Genomic DNA, 18,220 nt, shown 5'->3' with positions numbered 1-18,220 from the left:
GATGCCCGAGGTGTGAAGCAGGTGACACGGTTCCTCCGCGGGTTGTCGGTTGCCGCCGTGTTTGCCATTGCCACCGTCATCATGGCAGGGCCGTTCTGTAACTTCTCCGAGCTGAGTTCGGCCGTTTATCCTGGCGACGCGAGACTTGGCGCGTGGGTGCTGGCGTGGGACAATCACGCCCTGCTCCACGGGCTGCCGTTGTTTCAGGCGAACTACTACTACCCGACTGTCCAGAGCCTCGCCTACAACGAGCACCTGTTTGGCCTGTCCCTGTTCACGCTGCCCATCTTTGCCACGACCGGCAACGCCGTGCTCGGATTCAATATCGTGTTGCTGGTGTCGTGGTTCGCCAACGGCCTGGCCGCCTATGCGCTGATCTACCGCCACGTCCGTGACAGACTGGCCGCGGTGGCCGGCGGGCTGATCTACGCATTCTCGTACTACCGGATGCTGCACGGGCATTCCCATGCGCACCTGGTCTGGGCCTTCCTGATTCCGCTCTCGCTCATTGCGCTCGAGCGGTGGTTCATTCGCCCGACATGGCCTCGCCTGGTCACACTGACGGCGGCCATCCTGTGCGAGGTGCTGACTTCCTGGTACATGGCCGTCATGGTTCTGCTGGCGAACGCCCTGTACTTTCTATGCTTGTGGATTGGCGCCACGTGGGGAGGGAGGCGCGGGCAGGCGAACGCCGGGGCTCCCAGCCGGCGCTTGCTGAAGCTGGCAGGCCAGTCCCTGGTGGCCGTCGTCGCGACGCTGCCCATTGTTGCTTACTTCGCCAGACCCTACTCGGCCTTGCCCGCCGTGGGATTCGGAGAGGCAGCCAGGTACTCGGCCAATCTGACGGCGCTGCTGTATCCACCGCTGAACACGTGGATGGGACGTTGGCTGGTCAGCCTCGGGGATGGCCGCCCGCGCTGGATCTGGGGCGAGACGACCCTGTACCTCGGCGCCGTCGCAGTGCTGTTGGCTGGCATCGGCATCGGCGTGCTCGCCATTCCTTCGATCCGGCGACGGAGCCTGCCTGGAGTCACGCCGGTTGTCGCCGTGTTTTCGGTGGCGTTGGGTGCGGTGGCGCTCCTGCTGGCTCTCGGGCCGTCTTCCGCGTTCGTAGAAGGACGCGGAGGTTGGTACCCATTCGATCTATTCGCCAGGGTGCCGTCTATGGCATCGTTCAGGTGCCCAGCCCGCTTTACCGAATTACTCTTGTTGTCGATGGCCTTGCTGGGCGGTGCCGGCGCCACCGTGCTGCACCACAGGTTCGGATGGAAGGGCCGTCTCGCGACCATCCTGCTGATCCCGGTGATGTTGTCGGAATGGTACGTCGTGGATTTCCCGCTGGGCAAACCGAAGCCTGAGCCGATACCGCCCGTCTATCTCTATCTGGCCACGCTCGACGCACATGCAGTCGTGTCGCTTCCTACCCACCGCGACCGGCGCGAAGAGTGGACGCTGCCAGCCGACTATCTCCTGTACTCGACGGTGCACTGGCACCCAATCGTGAATGGGTTCGGCCGCGCGGAGCCCCCGGGGTATTCTCGCGTGATCAGTCACATGGCGGCGTTTCCCGGCCCCAACGGCACGCAGACCTTTCGTGCACTGGGCGTCGACTATGTCGTGCTGCACAGCGCCCGGTATCCTGACCTGGCGGCGGGGATCATTGCTGAGGCGCTGGCAAGCCCCGATTGGGAACTGGTCACCAGATCGGACGCGGACTACCTGTTCCACCTTCGGCCTGCACCCATCGCGCAGGGACGGTGAACGGATCGGGTCTGGCCCCACCCCGACCGGCCTGCAAGATTTCGGAGCGACATCGTTCTCTATGCAGGAGGACGATATGTTGCACCGCATTCCGCTCGCCTTGGCGCTGGTTCTTGGGATCCTGGCTTCCGGTCGGCTCACCGCAGACTCTCGGCCGTTCGTGCCGGCCGCCCGCATCGACATCCTGGTTGACGGGGCGCCTCGCCCCCAGTACACGGCTCGGGGAACCTCGTACATCGAGGCGCTCAAGGGACGGCCCTACGCCATCCGCGTGACCAATCCGTATCCCGTCCGGGTGGCCGTCGCGCTCTCGGTCGATGGCCTCAACACGATCGACGCGCGCCACACGACGGCCGCCGCCGCCCGCAAGTGGGTGATCGAGCCGTACGGAACCGTCGTGATCAGCGGATGGCAGACCAGCCTGTCGGATGCGCGGCGCTTCGAGTTCACCACCGAAGCGCGCTCCTACGGCGCGAGCCTGGGCAGGATTGAGGACCTCGGCGTCATCTCGGCGGTGTATTTCCGCGAGCGGCTGCCGAAGCCGATGCCAGTCACTGCGTGGGACTCGCGGTCGCGGGAGGGCGCGGCGCCCTCTGGAGCGTCGCGCAACGCGGAAGGAGCCGGTGCCGCCGGCTCCGCTGACGCAGCCGCGGCGCGGCGTGGATCGGAGGCGGCGAAGGCGGCACCGGGTGCAGCGCCATCTGTGGCGGCCCAGTCGGCCGAGTACGCCGCGACCGGTATGGGCCGGTCGATCGACCACGCGGTGACCGCCATCTCGCTCGACCTGGAGGACACGCCGGCCGCATCGCTGACCCTCCGCTATGAGTACCGCACAGTGCTCGTGCGTCTGGGCGTCCTGCCGGCGGTCCAGCCTGGTGATGAGGTCCTTGATCGCCGCGAACGGGCCCGTGGGTTTGCGCCGGGGTTCTGCCCGGAGCCGAAGCGGTAGACGGTTCAGGATCGGCTGCCGATCATCAGACCTGTCGGGCCGACGAGACGGATCCGGCTCACATCCCGGAGGCCCGCTTCGATCATCCACGCCCGGTACTCATCCTCGGAGTAACTCGCGCCTGCCTCTGTTCCGACGAGCATGTTCAGCGAGAAGAGGGCAGCCGCCTTGGGTGCCGTCTTCGTCGAGTCGAGAATGAAGTCCTGCACGACGACGCGGCCTCCGCTACGCAGGGCGGCGAAGCAGCGCTTGAGCAGGTCGCGGTTCTCGTCGGGGCCGAGCATGTGGCAGATCGCCGAGAGCAGCACCAAATCGAAGTCCTCGCCGAACGCGTCGCGGCGAAGGTCGCCGAGGCGGGTGGTCACGCGCGATTCCACACCGGCTTCGGCGATGTAGCTGCGGGCGAGCGGCAGGACCGGATCGAGATCGAACACCTCGGCGTGCAGGGCATTGCTCGCCTTCGCGAATGCGATCGAGTACGCGCCCGATCCGCCTCCGACGTCGAGCATGCGCGCGACGCCGGTGGTGCCCACGGCCTCGACGACCGCGCGGGACCGTTCCGACGCGTTCCGATGCATGGCGGCAATGAACCAGCGCGTCCAGTCGGCTTCGCGATCGGCCTTGGCACCTGTTCCGGAACGCACCGCCCCGGTCAGCGTCGACCAGCGTTGCCACAGGCCGATGTAGTGCATCATCGCGGCTCGGGCGTCGTTCTGCCCGCCGGCGGTGAGAAACCGCTTCGATGCGGGAGTTACACTGAACACCCCGTCCTTCTTGACGAGCAGGCAAAGCGCCGTGAGCGCGTTGAGGAGCATCTCCGTCGCACGTTCATCGGCGCCGATCGTCTTCGCGACCTGCGCGGCGGTTGCCCGGTCTCCGACAGCGGAGAAGACGTCGAGTTCAATCGCGCTCAGCACGACGCGGCTGTCCTGGAAGCCGCGGATCGTCTGCATCAGGTCATCGGGCATGACGCCGGCGGCATCGCGCGCCCGCAGGCCGGCGAAGTACTTGTCGCGATTGGTTCGAATCTCGTTCTCGAGCGCCGACGCGTCGCGGTTGACGAGCCGCTCCACGGGGCGGCCCTGCTGGAAATGGCTTTCCACAATCTCCGGGACGTCTTCCGGCTTCACGCCGGAGTACCAGATGCCATCGGGGTAGATGACCAGGTTCGGACCGCGCTCGCACAGCCCAAGTGATCCGCACGTGGTCAGCTGAACGTGGTTGACGAGACCGCGAGCCGCGATCTCTTTGCGGAGGGCGTCGATCATCACAGCCGAGCCGCGGGCCGCGCATCCCGGTACGCCTTCCGGCTTCTGCTGGTCGCACGCGTAGACGTGAAAGCGAAATGGTTCCATGAAGAGTAATTATGTGCGATTGGCCGACGCGGACTCAACCGGCACGTCCACACGTGGCGCAAGGTGCGGTCGTCCGTGAAGCGCCGGGAGGTCGCGTTGGGGCCCGCCTACGCCGCGCGGCGGGCGCGTCGCGCTCGGAATGCCAGGTAGGCGAACGAGACCGCGGCGAGCCAGATGCCGCCTGCCACCCATGCGATGCCCAGACCGACGAAGAAGCAGTCCACCAGGACCAGCAGGAGCGCGGCAATTCCGACAAGCGGCAGCCAGGGGTAGAAGGGCATGCGGACCCGGCCGGGTGGCAGTCCCTGCCTCGCTCGCGTTCGCCTGAACGCCAGCAGCGTCACCAGCACGGTGATCCACACCAGGATGCCCCCGAAGATCGCGATGCCGAACAGCCACTGATACGCGGAGCTGGCAAACTCCACCGCCAGCACCGCGGCCAGCGCCAGACCGACAGTCGAGGACAGAATCGCGTTTCTCGGCGAACCCTGCGGCGACAGGCGGCCGAATGCCGCCGGTGCGAATCCGCTGCGCGCCAATGAGAACAACATCCGGCCCGTGAGGTACAGGTTGGTGTTCATCGACGACAGAGCGGCTGTCAGGACGACGAAGTTCATGAGCCCGGCGGCGAAGGGCACCCCGAGCGATCGGAACACGGTCACAAACGGGCTCTCCGCCAGACCCGCCCGCTGCCACGGCACGATCGCCACCACGAGTGCGATCGCCACGATGTAGAACAGGCCGAGGCGGATGACGATGCTCCGGAGCGCGCGCGGCACCTCGCGTTCGGGGTCCATCGCCTCGCCTGCGGTCACCGCGATGATCTCGATCCCGTAGAAGGAGAACATGACGACGAGCATCGCCTTCATGATCCCCGCAGCCCCATTCGGCACGAATCCGCCGGTCGCCGGATTGAAGAGGTTGGTGAGCCCGACGGGCGCGACCGCACCGAACCCGGTGAACACATACGCGGTCCCGAGCACGACGAAGACGAGGATCGCCGAGACCTTGATCATCGCGAACCAGTATTCGACCTCGCCGAAGAGCCGGACCGCGGTCAGATTGACGAGAATGAGTGCGGCCGAGTACGCGACGACCCAGATCCAGAGCGACACGTCAGGGAACCAGAACTGCGTGTAGATGCCGGCGGCCGTCACCTCGCCCCCCACCGCCACGACCTGCGCGAACCAGTAGGTGTAGCGGACGGCGAACCCCGCCCAGGGGTTGAGGTAGATCTCGGCATAGACGCCGAAGGAACCGGCTGTCGGATGGACCACCGCCATCTCGGCCAGCGCATACATCATGATCAGGCAGAGCCCGACACCCAGCACGTAGGAGACGATCACCGCCGGGCCGGCCTGTCCGACGGCCATCCCGCTGCCGAGGAACAGTCCGGTGCCAATCGCGCCGCCCATCGCGATCATCGTCATGTGGCGCCGGGTGAGTTGCCGCTGAAGACCGCCCTCGCGCTCGACCAGTCGATCGCCTGGTGACGTCATGGTTCGTGCAGCCGGTAGTACTCGTCGAGCATCCTGGGCAGATCGACCACCGAGCCGCGCGTAGGACCTTCGGTCAATGGTTCAGAGAGGAATCGATCGGGGAGGGTATCGTCCGCCTTCGTGACGCCGAAACGCCGGTTCAGCCGCAAGTCGCGTTCCACCGCCTCGCCGAAATGCGCCTCGAGCCGGTCGGGCGTGTACCGCACGCCGGTTGCCGCCGCCAGCAGCGATGAGGCGCTCTCGAGGTTGATCACGTCCATGCAGAGGCCGACGTTCTTGCACATCGTGAGCGAGTCGGTGAGCAGCGCGATCTTCTCCGAGTAGGTGACCAGCGCCGCTTTGCCCTCCTCGGCCAGACGGTCGGCAGCCTTTTCGGTTCCGAATCTCTGCCGCGCCACCTCCCATCGCTCCGTCAGCTCGAAATACGGCTCGGCCCGCAGGTGGTCGGCGCCCCGCGACGCCACCGCATAGGTCAGGCCGTAGGCCTTGATGCCCCGGGGATCGCCGCAGATGATGTCCAGGCCCTTGACCTGCATCACCAGTTTCTGCGCGGCTTCGGAGAAGCGCCTGGAGAATCGCGTCGCGCCCTCAGCCAGCGCGTCGCCGATCCCGCGCCGGTGCGCGATCAGCTCAACCAGCCGGCGCACCACGTCGCAATCGCCCCACGAGATCCGCATGCCGTCCACGTCGTCTGGCGTCACCAGGCCCTTCTCCTGGCACTCCATCAGCCAGCCGACGATTTCACACACGGCCAGCGAATCCATCCCGTACTGGTTCAGGGTCCGGTTCATCTCCAACGCGAACGGCAGGCTGCGGCTGCCGATGCGCGACGTGAAGCCGCACAGCGTCTCGAACTCCGGCCCTTCGGCCTCGACCCCCTCGCAGACGTAGTACCGCGAGCAATGGACGTGACAGTTGTAGCAGCTCTTGTTCTTGACCTTGAAGGTGGATGCCAGCGTCTCGCCCGACACCTCGTTGACGTACGAGCAAAGGCCCTCTTGAAAATGCCGCGTCGGCAAGATCCCGACGCGGTTGAGATCCTGCATCAGCATCGTCGTCCCGAGACGCCGGCGCTTCTCGTACTCAGGATGATCGAGGATCGCGCGGTGGACCTTGCGCACCTCGTCGAGGAACCGGAGCGGGTCGTGGAGACGCACAGGGCGCGTGCCGCGCACCGCGATCGCCTTGATGTTCTTCGACCCCATCACCGCGCCCATCCCGGCGCGGCCGTTCACGCGATTGCCGCTCGATACGAGCGCGGCGAAGCGTACGCGGTTCTCTCCGGCGACGCCGATCGCCGCCACCTGGATGTCCCAGTCGCCATGGGCCTGACGGATGGCGGCCGTCGTCTCGACGACGTTGCGGCCGGCCAGTTCGGGGCACGGGACGAACTTCACGCCGTCTTCGGTGACGAGCAGGTACGACAGGGCATCGGCGCACCCGGTGATGACGATCTGATCGAAACCCGTCAACTTGAGTTCAGGGCCGAAGTGGCCGCCCGCGGCCGAGTCGCCCAGGATCCCGGTCAGAGGCGACCGCGCCGTGACCGTGTAGTACGCCGACGCCGGCAGCAGCGTGCCCGTGAGCGGGCCGATCCCGAAGATGAGGACATTGTCGGGGCCCATCGGATCGGACGCCGGATCGAGATCTTCGGCAAGCCGCTTCGTGTTGGCGGCGCGCCCGCCGATGACGTCTTTGATCCACCGCGGATCCAGACGTTCGATCTCGAACCGGCGCGAGGTCACGTCCACGCGGAGGATCCGGCCCCCGTAGCCGCACGTACCGTCAGCCACGGGTCACGCCCCAGGTTTCGCGTACCGACAGGCCGAGCGCCCGGACGAAGATTGCCCGCTTGTGACTCGGCGCCAGCCGCTCGCTGTCTACCTTGAACGAGGCGAGAACCGTCTTGCCGCCCGCCCCTGGCGCGAAAACGATCGCGCCCTGCGTGCACGCGTCGACGCATCGGGGTTGTCCGCCGCACAGGTCGCAGACGTACGCGATGCCGTCCACCGGTTCTATCGCGCCTATCGGGCACGACCGGGTGCAGGCACCGCATTCCGAGCACAACGTGGGCGAGACGATGACCTGGCCGAGCGGACCAAGCGTGAGCGCGTCGTCCGGGCACGCGAGGCAGTAACGCTCCGCGCACTGCGGGCAGACGACGGGCGCGTCCACGCCGAGCTCATAGAGATTGACGACCCGGATGCGAGAGAGAAGCCGGCCGCCGCTGCCGGTATGGTGAAACGCGCACGCTGCCTCGCAACAGCGACAGCCAGTGCATTTGCTGGCGTCAATCCGAATCATCAGCCAGCCTCTCCAGCCGGAACACGACCTGGCCTTTCGGATCCGGGCAGGTGAAGTGGCTGACGGCATGGACCCAATGGCTGGGCTCCAGCCGGTCCTGAACGTTCATGATGGGGAAGACAGGCATCATGGTTTGCAGCGCCCACATGCAGACGAACTTCCCATCGGGAACCGACAGCTTCGACCCGTCGAGGTAGAAACAATCGCCGACCATCATCGGCAGATTACAGCAGCCGCCGACACGTTCGACCGACACCTTGATCCTGGCCATCCCGTTTCCTCTTGGTCGCTGCGAAACGGTTATCATACTCGACGGAGAGTCATCGGAGAAGGAGGCGTCGAATGCGCAGATTGCTTGTCGCGTCGATCGTAGCGGCGTCGCTGGCCTGGCTGAAGCAGCTGTCAAAAGGGCTGATTGGCTCTTCCGCACCGCTGTTCGAGGCTTTTCGGGCTGCGGTCGTTCAGGCGTGCTCTGGGATGCGGTGTGCCCGGTCGTGACCCCAGGGTCTCGCGATGGACCGGCATCCGGTTGATTTCGACGCTAGAAGCGATGCAGATACGACGCCTTGATGAAGAGCCCGCGGCTGGTGGTGAGGTACGAACCCTCGCCCGGGATCCACGCCTGCTCGCGGTAGTCACGCTTCTCGAACAGGGTTCCATATCCCGCGTAGAACACGGTCCCCGGCCTCACCTCGTACGATGACATGAAGTCGCCAAGGACCCGCCTGTCCCCGCTGTCGTACTGCACGATTCCACGGACGGCGAACCGGGCTGAGAACTGGTACGTGGTCTTCGTGTTGACGACGCGGGCGTCATAGACGCGGCCGGCACCGCCGGGTCGATCCAGCGTCACGCGTTGAACAGAGACGTTTTGTGCGAAGCGCGCGCTTGGCTGCAGCAGAACAGTGACGGACTGCATGGCCGAGGGACCGACAAAGGGGGCGACCGGATCGTAGTAGAGGCCGTTGCCGGCCCTGACCTGGCCGCTGAGGTACAGCCAGTTAGTCATCTGCAGGTTGCCCTGGAGGCGGAACGAGCGCTGGTCGAACTCCCGATGCGCCCAGGCTTCCTGTATGTGGATGACGTCGGCTCGCAGGCTCCCGTTGCGGGTGAAGTTCGACCGGATGGCAAAGACCTGCAGATTGTCGTGCCCCGCCTGCACACGATCGCGCACGTATTGCAGGAACACAAATGGATTGATCTTCTTTAGCCATGGCGTGCGGGTCTTGTCCGGGTAGAAGTTCAGGCCGCCGTACATCCAGCCGCCCGTGATCCCCGTGCGGTTGTAGAAGGCGGTATCCATCTGAAAGTCCCGATCGTAGTGTTCGACTTGCGTGGCAAATCCCACTCGCTTCGAGTCGTACGCGTAGCTCGCCTGGGCCATCGCCCCAGTCCGGGACGAGGCCCCGGCCCCGGGATCGGTTGATGAGGACCGCAGCACCGTCGCGTTGATTTGCTGATGGGACCCAATCCGAAGCGACATGTCGCCGCCGGCGACCCGGTTGTTGCCGCCCGCGAAGTCGGTCTCCGTGACGATGGCGCCGAGGTAGCTGCTCGGCGCCAAACTGTAGGTCGCGCGCACGATGTTGAACAGTTTGCGCTTCCCCTCGAACTGCGGATCGAGCCGGCCCGCCGCGTCGTCAGAGGCACTGATCGTGCCGAATGTCACCCGGCCGACCGTGCCGGACAGCTTCACGCCGAACAGCGGATCCGCGATGCGCCGGGTATGGACGGCGGTCGCCATGTTGCCGTCACCGCCGGTGCCGGAGACTTCGAAGACGCCCATCCCTTCCATGAAGAACGGCCGCTTCTCGCTGAAGAACACCGGGTATCGCTGGTTGACCTGGACCTGGAAGCTGTCGCTTTCGACCTGACTGAAGTCCGGATTGATGGTGCCGTCGAGCGTCACCGCCGACGTGATGCCGAGCTTCGCGCTGACACCGATGTTGGTCGTCCCATCGGCAGCCGACCACTGATCGGGCGCGGTACGGGTCTGGTTGACCGACTCGGTGACGGCCGGCATCACTTCGCGCACACCCGGCCACGCCAAGTCGTGCACCATCATCGTCGCCTCTCGCTCGAAGGCGGACTTGCCAGGGGGAAGGTCGGGCCACGATACCGACATGCCGAGCCGGCTGATCCGGCGCCAGAACAGGACGCGCATCGGTACGTCGGCTCCGCTCTTGAACCGAAGGCTCTGCACCGGCACTCGAATCTCTACCGTGTAGCCGTCTGGCGTCAGCTTCGCCGCGCTGTCCCAGATCCAATCCACAGACGAGTTCTCGCCCTTCGCCGCGCTGGTCAGGATATCGCCCTGCACGCCACTGGGATTCACGAACATGTCGTAGGAGGTCTGACCGTTTCCCATGGCGTCCAGCTTGAGACCGACCCAGTCGTCGTTGAACATGTTGTCGCGGCGAGCGATGGTCGTCTTGATCTTTGACGGATCGGGATCGGAGCAGCGAAAGGCGAAGTAGAAGTACCGTTTGTCGTACCCGACCCACACCGTGGTCTGGTGGGGCAGGCGTTCGCCGTAGAGAGGGTTGTAGGAGACCCATTCGCCTGTTGGCAGAGGCTCAGCGGGCCACTCGCCGGCGTCCAGGCGGCCATCGATCTTCGGGGGGTTGTCGAGAAAGCGCAACACCATCGTCGGGGGCGGCGAATCGGCGGCGGCGACGGCGCCGGGGACGGCCAGCGTGAAGATGGCGACGAGAGCAGGCACAAGCTGGTGCAGATCACGGGACATGTATGGTTGGACGGAACTTCGACGCCGGAAGTTTACCAGTGGCCGGCGACTCCGGACCGTCCGGCTGGATCAGCGCGTCGATATCGACCAGATCCTGGGGACGTCCGACCGCCTGCGCTTTTCGGACGAGGTCGCTGCGGGCGAGACAGGCCACCGGTTTGGCGCCGAACTTGACGTTCTCACCCAACCCCGGTAGCTTCTTCACCACGCCACGCCGCCGCGCGGGCGGTCTGGCCGACCTGAATCGAAGGGCGCTGATGTCTGTGACCGCCCGGCTCGTGCTGTCCCGTTACCGTATCGTGTCCCCGCTCGGCGAAGGCGGTATGGGAGCCGTGTATCGCGCGCGCGACACGAAGCTGGAGCGCGAGGTCGCGATCAAGATCTTGTCCGAGGCGCTCGCGACGGACCCGGCCGCTCTCGCACGGTTCGAGCGGGAGGCGCAGGCCGTCGCCACGCTTTCGCATCCCAATATTCTCGGCATCCACGATTTCGGGGTTGAGCGGGGCACGCCCTATGCGGTGATGGAGCTGCTGGAAGGGCAGACCCTCCGGGAACTGATGGGCGGCGCGGCCGTGCCACCCCGCAAGGCCGTCGAGTACGCGCTGCAGATTGCCGCGGGCCTGGCGGCGGCGCACGCGGGCGGGATCACGCATCGCGATATCAAACCCGAGAACGTGTTCGTTACGCGGGACGGGCACGTGAAGATCCTGGATTTCGGACTCGCGAAGCAGCGTCAGGCCGCGCCAGCGGATGCAACCGTGGTGACCACGAGGAACATGTCGACCGAACCGGGGATGGTCATGGGCACGGTCGGGTACATGGCGCCAGAGCAGATCCGCGGTCAGCCGATCGATCACCGCGTGGACATCTTCGCGTTCGGGGCGGTGCTCTACGAACTGCTGGCCGGGCGGCGCGCGTTCCAGGGCGCGACGCCGGCCGACACGGCGAGCGCGGTGCTGAAAGAGGACCCTCCGGAATTGGCGACGACGGCCGCCGCTCACATCCCGCCCTCGCTCGATCGCATCGTGCGGAGGTGCCTGGAGAAGAACCCCGACGAGCGCTTCCAGTCGGCGCGCGATGTCGCCTTCGCCCTCGAGGCGATGTCGGGCTCGAGTGTGGCGACCGGGCCGTCAGCGGCCGTGACCCAGCGCAAGAGGCGGCCATGGATGGCCATTGCGGCCGTTCTGGCCGTCGCCGCCGCGCTGGCGGCCGCGTTCGTCGTCGGCCGATCGAGCGGGCCATCCGGTCCTTCCAGGATCACGCGTCTCACGTACCGACACGGTCAGGTTGACGCGGCGCGCTTCGCCCCCGACGGCCAGACCATCGTCTACAGCGCCTCGTGGAACGGGAGCCCGTACGAGGTCTTTTCGACGCGGCTCGACAGCACAGAGTCGCGCGCCCTCGGTTTCCCCGGCACGGTGCTGGCGGCCGTGTCCGCCACGGGCGACATGGCGCTGCTGCGCAATGCTGTTCCGTTCATCGCCACGCAACCGACCGCCCAGGAGGGGATGCTCGCGAGGGCGCCTCTTGCAGGCGGGTCGGCACGTGACCTCGCCGAGGCCGTCCAGTTTGCAGAATGGTCTCCGGACGGCAAGCAGCTCGCCGTCGTCCGCTTCCTCGACGGAAAGTCCAGGCTCGAGTGTCCGATCGGTCGCGTCCTGTACGAAACGGGGGGGCTGATCGCCAATCCTCGTTTCTCGCCGCGCGGAGACAGGATCGCGTTCTTGGACATCCTGTCGGTTGGCTTCTTCAAGAGCGCCGTTTCGATCGTCGATCTCAGCGGCCAGCGGACCGTCCTCGCCACGTCACTCACGATGACCAACGGCCTAGCCTGGTCGCCAAGTGGGGAGGAGGTCTGGTTCGCCGGCGGACGCAATGGCCTGGCAAAGGACCTTTACGCCGTGACGCTTTCTGGCCGGGAGCGGATCGTCTTCCGGACACTGACGGGCATTCATCTGTTCGACATCGGGGCGGACGGCCGTGTTCTTCTGGCGCAGGAGCTGCGCCGCCGAGAGCTGTGGGGGCGCGCGCCGGGGGCCGTCGAGGACCGTGACTTGTCCTGGATGGACACCTCGGCTCCCGCACAGCTGGCGACCGATGGGAAAAGGCTGGTCTTCAACGAACAGGGAGAGGGAGGCGGCAGCGAGTACAGCGTGTACCTCCGTGCGATGGACGGTTCAGTGCCCGTACGGATCGGCAGCGGCAGCGCCTTCGACTTGTCGGCGGACGGCAAGTGGATCCTGACCATCGCGCACTACGGAACGCCAAGCCAGCGCATCGTCCTGCTGCCCACCGGGGCTGGTCAGCCGAGAGAGTTGCCGACCGAACCCCTCACGTACCAGGCCCTGTATTTCGGCCCGGGTGGCCGGACGATCATCTTCAGCGCCATGAAGCCCGGCGAAGCGCCGAAGATGTACATGCAGGACATCAACGCCGGCGGGACGCCGAGGGCATTCGGAGAGGGAATGCTGACCGGCATTTCGGACGCGGGATTGACGCTGGCTGAAGAACGGATCGTCGTCAGAGACTCTTCAGGACAACCGTTTCTGCAGTCCTTGACGGAGGGCAATCCAAAACCGATCCACGGCATCTCACCGAACGAGACGTCCTTCGGACGGAGCAAGGACGGCTGGCTCTACGTCTTTGCGCGGTCGGGAGGACCCAGAACCCGAGTATTTCTCGTGGACCCGGCGACCGGACGGCGGGAATTCTGGAAAGAGATCGGCCCCGCGGACGCGACGGGTGTCTGGCCTCCCGACAGCCACTATGTGACGCCCGACGGCGAGGCTTACATCTACAGTTTTGCTCGGCGTCTCTCAGATCTCTATGTGGTTGAGGGCCTGAGGTGACGCGGCGCTTCCGGAGCCAGATGTTCGCGCGGCAATGACTGGCTGATCCGGCGGCTGTGTGGCAACGCGGGGACCAGCCGCGAGGCTATCGGGTTCGAGGTCAGGTGGTTCGGCGGTCGGGTAGCGCCGGGCTGCGGATCGAGTTCCGCACGGAAGGGCGAAACAGCGGTACGCGGGCCATAATTGGCGCGAACGATTCGGATGACGGTTCAGTGGAGGAATATCGGAGCAAAGAGACGATGGAGCGTTTACTCCAGATCTTCAATATCGCCCAGATCCTTGGCGCGACCGGTTGCTCTCTTGTTTCGAATAAAGGAGTCGCGGCCGAGGACGGGGACGCTCATGTCGCCCAGTGTCTGATGAACTCGGTCCGGCCAGGCTTCGGCGAACGTGATGCCAGTCAGGCTGGTCAGGACGTCGATACGTCCAGGCGGCACTCCCATCTGGTAGACCACGCCAGGAACAGCAAAGTCAGCCTCGGAAATCTCTCCAAGCGGCGCGCCGAATTCGGCCAGCGCCGACATGGTCCGGGCAGCATTCTGAGGGGTCGCGTCGATCCAGACGTCGATGTCGCCGGTCGCCCGCGGCCGACCATGGACCGCAAGCGCGTAGGCGCCCACGACCATGAAACGAACGTCATGGGCGATGAACGACTGCAAGAGATCGACAAAGTCCTGGTTCATTCGGACGCTCGCCCCGCCACTGCCATACATCGACGCTCAGTCGCCAGACCTGGAGAAACCGCTCCGACGCAGGCTGTGTGAGCCAGTATTCAGCGTCGTGTCGCTCGGCGTCCGCGGTGGACGCGAACCGGCGAACCGTGACCCGGGCGCGCCGAGCGGCGGCACGGCTGGCATCCATCCCCGTATTGTACCGGAATGTCAGGGCCAGCAAGAGGTTGAATGCGGCCGCGAGATCCTGCGGGCGTCCGACAGCCTGTTTGTTCCGGATGAACTCGTCGCGACGGAGGTAAAAGACGGGCTCGGCGCCGAAGTGTCCGGCAACCCGATGATGATGGCGTTAACGCTCCGGGCGTTCAAGCACCGAAACCCTAAGCAAATTGAGCGCCGCCCCAGAATTTCGCGCGGCAATGACTGGCTGATCCAGCGGCTGGCTGGCAACGCAGAGACCAGCCGCGAGGCCGTCGGGTTCGAGGTCAGGCGGTTCGGCAGCCGGGTAGCGCAGGGCTGCGGATCGAGTTCCGCACGGAAGTACGAAACAGCGGTACGCGGGCTATAATTGGCGCGAAGGTCGCCCATGGACATCGCAAGCTTGAGCGAGATTGCCAGTCGCCACCGCGTGCGCCTGCTGGTGCAACATGGTTCGACCGTGTCTGGACGCGCCCATGCGAACAGCGATCTCGACATCGCCGCGTTGTTCGAGGACGATCACGAATTGCTGGCGCGAGTGGCCGCGCTCAGCGTCGATCTCCAGGGTCTCTACCGCGGGCAGGAGCTTGATGTCGCCGTCATCAACCACGCCGACCCGCTGTTCCTGAAGAAGATAGTCGAGCGATGCCAGCTGCTGTATGGCTCGCCCCGCGTGCTGGCCGAACTGAAGATGTATGCGTTCAGACGTTACCAGGATCACCGGCGTTTCCTGGCTGCCGAGCGATCCTATGTCAGACGTTCTCTCCAGCGAATGGCCGCGCGATGATCGACACTGAGTTGGTCACCAGGAAGATCCTCCTGATTACGAAGGACGTCGAGGCTCTGCAGGGGCTCGCCGACATGACGCCCGACGTGTTCCTCGAGTCCTCGATCAACGCGGTCATCGCCGAACGATACATCGAGCGAGCGGTGGGCAGAATGATCGACATCAACTACCACTTGCTCACCGAATCGGGGCAGGCACCGCCGCCCGATTACTATCAGTCATTCATCCAGTTGTCTGCGTTGGGCGTCTACCCCAGCGAGTGTGGCCAGCGGATTGCCGCTTGCGCGGGCCTCAGAAACCGAATAGCCCACGAGTACGACGACATCGACCCACAGAAACTGTTCGAGGCGGTTCGTCAGGCCGTGCACGACGTCCCTGAGTACCTTCGCGGCGTCGACACCTGGCTGTCCCGGTAGCGTAGTCAGACGTTCCGGGGTTGTGGACGTTCACGCGGCAATGACGGGATGGTCCAGCCGCTTGCTGGCACAAACTGCAGACAGGCCGCAACGTCCCCCGGCTGGAGATCAGGCAGCTCGTCAAGCACATGTTCGCGGTTCAGGCCGGCGGCCAGAAGATCCAGCACGTCGCTGAACAGTACGGTCACGTCGCGCCACGCGATTTCGGACCTGCCGCCACGCGAATTCGCTGGATGATGCGCGACATGTCGAATGGACTCGCGTGGTGATGCGGTGCTCAGCGGTGCCAAGTGGTGCCCGTTAGTGCGGAGTTCCCCACCGATGTGCCTACCACTGCGTCGTCCGCTACTTCGGCACATCGGGAGTGCCGCATCGCCGAGTACGACAATCGCCGTTGACATACGACATGTGTCGTAGTATGTTCCCGTGCATATGGCACCTGAACCTCGAATCCCCACTCCGACCGACGCCGAAATAGAACTCCTCAACGTGCTGTGGAGACTGGGGCCCAGCACGGTGAAGGAGGTGTTCGAGGCGCTCCAGCCGACTAAGACCGTCGGCTACACAACGGTGCTCAAGCAATTGCAGGTCATGCACCGCAAGAGACTCGTCCGGCGTTCGGAGCGATTCCGCGCCCACGTCTACGAACCCAACGAATCCAGAGAGCGAACCCGGCGGCACATCGTGCGGTCGCTGGTAAATCAGGTCTTCGACGGATCTGCCCAGAGCCTCATCCAGAGCGCATTGGCTGGAAGACGAATTCGTGCGGAGGAGCTTGCCGAGATTCGTGGAATCCTCGACGACGTCGAAAAGGGGAAGAAGTGAACTGGCCTCCGTTCATCGACATTGTCGGCCGCATTGACGCGCTCGGCTGGGCGCTGCTGCTGGCGGTGTGCAACACCACGCTCCTGTCGCTGGGGATGTGGATCTTCCTGCACACCCGCAGCGGAAGGTCCCCGGCGCCGCGTCACGCCATCGCGCTCGGGGCGCTGGTCGCATCCGTGCTGCTCTTCGGGGCGACATGGTGGGGACTCGAGCGTGTGCCCCCTTCAACGACTGCTGCAGCGACGACGTCCGCGCCGGTGGCGCACGGCGCGACGACTTCTCTGGTTGCTACTGACGCGGCCTCGTCCGGACGTCCACGATTCAATGTCACGCGATCCGCCGTGGCCATCCTGAGTCCGGCTCTGCGTTGGGTGAGCGCGGGCTGGCTGATCGGCGTGGCCTTGCTGGCCATTCGACTGGTCGGCGGCGTCCTGATCGGCTGGCGAATCAGACAGAGGGCGACGCCTGTGACGTCGGGACCAGTTGTCGAGGCCGTCGGAAGACTGGCGAGGTTGAGAGAACTGGAACAGCCCATCGTTGTTGCCCTGTCTGATGAGGTCAACGCTCCGTCCGTCGCCGGGTGGAGACGCCCGGTGCTGCTGTTGCCCCGCGACGTCGATGCCAGCCTGGCGCAGAAGCAACTTGAATCAGTCGTGGTTCACGAGTTGGAGCACGTGCGACGTGGTGACCCGTGGCTGGCGGTCATCCAGGCCGCATCGAGCGCCATCCTGTTCTTCTGTCCGGGCACCCACTGGCTTTCCAGGCAGGCGTTGGAGGCGCGTGAGCAACGCTGTGACGACGCAGCGATTCAGGTGTGCGGGGATCCCAAGGCCTACGCGAGCGCGCTGGGCGTGCTGGCGAGTCGAAGTTCCGGAACATGGTTGGCGGCAGCGATGGGCCAGCAGGCCCCGAGTCTTGCCGCCAGAATCAGGCGCGTCGTGAAAGGAGACGTCATGCCAGTGATCACTCCAGGCAAGTTCGTGGCGGTGGCTTCGGGAGTCGTCTTGACGATCGCCACCGGGGCGATTGTGCTTGCGGCGTCGCTCGAACAGGTGACGTCGGTCGATGCCCACCGGCAGCCGTCCCTGCGTCGGCAGGCCGTACAGTCGGCTGCGCAGTCAGGCCAGGTAGCGGGTCCGCGCGGCGTGTCCTTTGGATTCGCAGAATCGCAACCCGGCTCACCTGTGAAACTGATCTCGGTGACGTCGAACCTGGACTACGCGTTTGCCCGCGTCCGTTTCCGGAACGTCTCGGAACATCATTTGACCGCCGTGACCTTCCTGGCTGTCGTGGAATGCCGGCCGGAGGCCGGACCAGCGATTCTGACCCCAAGTGAAGCCATTCCCGTGACGCTGGCACCTGGGGAGTCCGGCGAAGTGGAGACCAAATTCCTTCGAATCGGTGAACTCCTGGACTGGCAGCGCACGCTCAACGCGGGCAAGATGGCGTTGCTTGGAGTGGTCCGGGTCTCATTCGCGGATGGGGATACATGGGCGATCAAGCCGCCCACCGGGCTTGCCCACCCCCAGTTTCCGTTGAGGCGCGTTTGGCTGCGTGGTGGGACCGCGGTTGAGGGCCGGTCGGCGTCCGTATCCACGGAGATGGTGGTGTGCTGTGACGCGGGGCGCCGGACCCGGTCGACACCCCCAGCGGAAGGGGTGCGTGTTGGCGGGGCGCTACGCGCGGGCGAGGCGGTCGTCGAGGGTGGGCGGCGGAGGCCGAAGCACGGGCAGGCCACGCGCGAGCCGATCGATCAGCCGGCGCAGACCGGTGAGGGCGCGGTGTCGCCACCGGGGGTGCGCCAGCGTCTGCATGGCGAGCGATAGGACGCTGAGCGTACGCCGCGTGCCGTGTCGAGGG

18 protein-coding genes are annotated in these 18,220 nt (G+C 65.3%); 9 read left to right on the top strand and 9 right to left on the bottom strand.

The genetic code is table 11. The features are described 5' to 3' along the window. Positions 1-12: 12 nt before the first annotated feature. Both NTV05_05780 and NTV05_05775 read left to right on the top strand, forming a co-directional pair. Positions 13-1,761, top strand: coding sequence for a YfhO family protein (locus NTV05_05780; GenBank protein ID MCX6543907.1), 1,749 nt, complete (start codon positions 13-15; stop codon positions 1,759-1,761). 76 nt (positions 1,762-1,837) lie between these two features. Further along, positions 1,838-2,710, top strand: a complete 873-nt coding sequence (locus NTV05_05775; GenBank protein MCX6543906.1) for a hypothetical protein — start codon at positions 1,838-1,840, stop codon at positions 2,708-2,710. Positions 2,711-2,715: 5 nt separating this feature from the next. Here the strand turns inward: NTV05_05775 and NTV05_05770 are convergent, their stop codons facing one another. The 5 genes from NTV05_05770 to NTV05_05750 form a co-directional block, all read right to left on the bottom strand. Continuing rightward, positions 2,716-4,065 (bottom strand): methyltransferase, encoded by a 1,350-nt coding sequence (locus NTV05_05770; protein ID MCX6543905.1) that lies wholly within the window; start codon positions 4,063-4,065, stop codon positions 2,716-2,718. A gap of 107 nt (positions 4,066-4,172) precedes the next feature. Then, a complete protein-coding gene (locus NTV05_05765; protein ID MCX6543904.1) occupies positions 4,173-5,564 on the bottom strand; it encodes an amino acid permease in 1,392 nt (463 codons plus the stop codon). Next, the gene (locus tag NTV05_05760) at positions 5,561-7,357 is read right to left on the bottom strand and encodes an aldehyde ferredoxin oxidoreductase family protein (protein ID MCX6543903.1); all 1,797 of its coding nucleotides are present in this window, start codon (positions 7,355-7,357) and stop codon (positions 5,561-5,563) included. Before NTV05_05760 ends, NTV05_05765 begins: the two co-directional genes overlap by 4 nt. Beyond that, positions 7,350-7,868: a 4Fe-4S dicluster domain-containing protein gene (locus NTV05_05755; GenBank protein MCX6543902.1), complete on the bottom strand. Its 519-nt coding sequence runs from the start codon at positions 7,866-7,868 to the stop codon at positions 7,350-7,352. The genes NTV05_05760 and NTV05_05755 overlap by 8 nt, the downstream gene beginning before the upstream one ends. Then, on the bottom strand, positions 7,855-8,139 hold the full coding sequence (locus NTV05_05750; GenBank protein MCX6543901.1) for a TIGR04076 family protein: 285 nt from the start codon (positions 8,137-8,139) through the stop codon (positions 7,855-7,857). Before NTV05_05750 ends, NTV05_05755 begins: the two co-directional genes overlap by 14 nt. Positions 8,140-8,210: 71 nt before the next feature. Between NTV05_05750 and NTV05_05745 the strand changes: the two genes are divergently transcribed. Next, positions 8,211-8,366 (top strand): hypothetical protein, encoded by a 156-nt coding sequence (locus NTV05_05745; protein MCX6543900.1) that lies wholly within the window; start codon positions 8,211-8,213, stop codon positions 8,364-8,366. A 43-nt stretch (positions 8,367-8,409) separates the two neighbouring features. Here the strand turns inward: NTV05_05745 and NTV05_05740 are convergent, their stop codons facing one another. Both NTV05_05740 and NTV05_05735 read right to left on the bottom strand, forming a co-directional pair. Beyond that, the gene (locus tag NTV05_05740) at positions 8,410-10,614 is read right to left on the bottom strand and encodes a DUF5916 domain-containing protein (GenBank protein ID MCX6543899.1); all 2,205 of its coding nucleotides are present in this window, start codon (positions 10,612-10,614) and stop codon (positions 8,410-8,412) included. Then, positions 10,604-10,819 carry a hypothetical protein gene (locus NTV05_05735; GenBank protein ID MCX6543898.1) on the bottom strand — a complete coding sequence of 72 codons (216 nt, stop codon included), beginning with the start codon at positions 10,817-10,819 and terminating at the stop codon, positions 10,604-10,606. The genes NTV05_05740 and NTV05_05735 overlap by 11 nt, the downstream gene beginning before the upstream one ends. Before the next feature lie 52 nt (positions 10,820-10,871). On the opposite strand from NTV05_05735, the gene NTV05_05730 reads away from it, so the two are divergent. Beyond that, the gene (locus NTV05_05730) at positions 10,872-13,463 is read left to right on the top strand and encodes a protein kinase (GenBank protein ID MCX6543897.1); all 2,592 of its coding nucleotides are present in this window, start codon (positions 10,872-10,874) and stop codon (positions 13,461-13,463) included. 248 nt (positions 13,464-13,711) lie between these two features. Here NTV05_05730 and NTV05_05725 read toward each other — a convergent pair whose 3' ends face one another. Further along, the gene (locus NTV05_05725; GenBank protein MCX6543896.1) at positions 13,712-14,089 is read right to left on the bottom strand and encodes a hypothetical protein; all 378 of its coding nucleotides are present in this window, start codon (positions 14,087-14,089) and stop codon (positions 13,712-13,714) included. 154 nt (positions 14,090-14,243) lie between these two features. On the opposite strand from NTV05_05725, the gene NTV05_05720 reads away from it, so the two are divergent. Genes NTV05_05720 through NTV05_05710 form a run of 3 tightly spaced genes read left to right on the top strand, consistent with a single transcriptional unit; the run spans position 14,244 to position 15,535 of the window. Beyond that, positions 14,244-14,702: a hypothetical protein gene (locus tag NTV05_05720; protein ID MCX6543895.1), complete on the top strand. Its 459-nt coding sequence runs from the start codon at positions 14,244-14,246 to the stop codon at positions 14,700-14,702. 18 nt (positions 14,703-14,720) lie between these two features. Then, positions 14,721-15,119 (top strand): nucleotidyltransferase domain-containing protein, encoded by a 399-nt coding sequence (locus NTV05_05715; protein ID MCX6543894.1) that lies wholly within the window; start codon positions 14,721-14,723, stop codon positions 15,117-15,119. Beyond that, positions 15,116-15,535, top strand: a complete 420-nt coding sequence (locus NTV05_05710) for a DUF86 domain-containing protein (protein ID MCX6543893.1) — start codon at positions 15,116-15,118, stop codon at positions 15,533-15,535. Before NTV05_05715 ends, NTV05_05710 begins: the two co-directional genes overlap by 4 nt. Positions 15,536-15,540: 5 nt before the next feature. Here the strand turns inward: NTV05_05710 and NTV05_05705 are convergent, their stop codons facing one another. Further along, positions 15,541-15,894 carry a DUF433 domain-containing protein gene (locus NTV05_05705; GenBank protein MCX6543892.1) on the bottom strand — a complete coding sequence of 118 codons (354 nt, stop codon included), beginning with the start codon at positions 15,892-15,894 and terminating at the stop codon, positions 15,541-15,543. A 73-nt stretch (positions 15,895-15,967) separates the two neighbouring features. Between NTV05_05705 and NTV05_05700 the strand changes: the two genes are divergently transcribed. Further along, on the top strand, positions 15,968-16,360 hold the full coding sequence (locus tag NTV05_05700) for a BlaI/MecI/CopY family transcriptional regulator (GenBank protein ID MCX6543891.1): 393 nt from the start codon (positions 15,968-15,970) through the stop codon (positions 16,358-16,360). Further along, positions 16,357-18,186, top strand: coding sequence for a M56 family metallopeptidase (locus tag NTV05_05695; protein ID MCX6543890.1), 1,830 nt, complete (start codon positions 16,357-16,359; stop codon positions 18,184-18,186). The genes NTV05_05700 and NTV05_05695 overlap by 4 nt, the downstream gene beginning before the upstream one ends. Positions 18,187-18,220: the final 34 nt, after the last annotated feature.

The organism is Acidobacteriota bacterium, assembly GCA_026393755.1.
GTDB lineage: Bacteria > Acidobacteriota > Vicinamibacteria > Vicinamibacterales > JAKQTR01 > JBAXOX01.
Note: the sequence above shows the minus strand (reverse complement) of the source record. Positions and strands in the feature narration are given on the sequence as shown.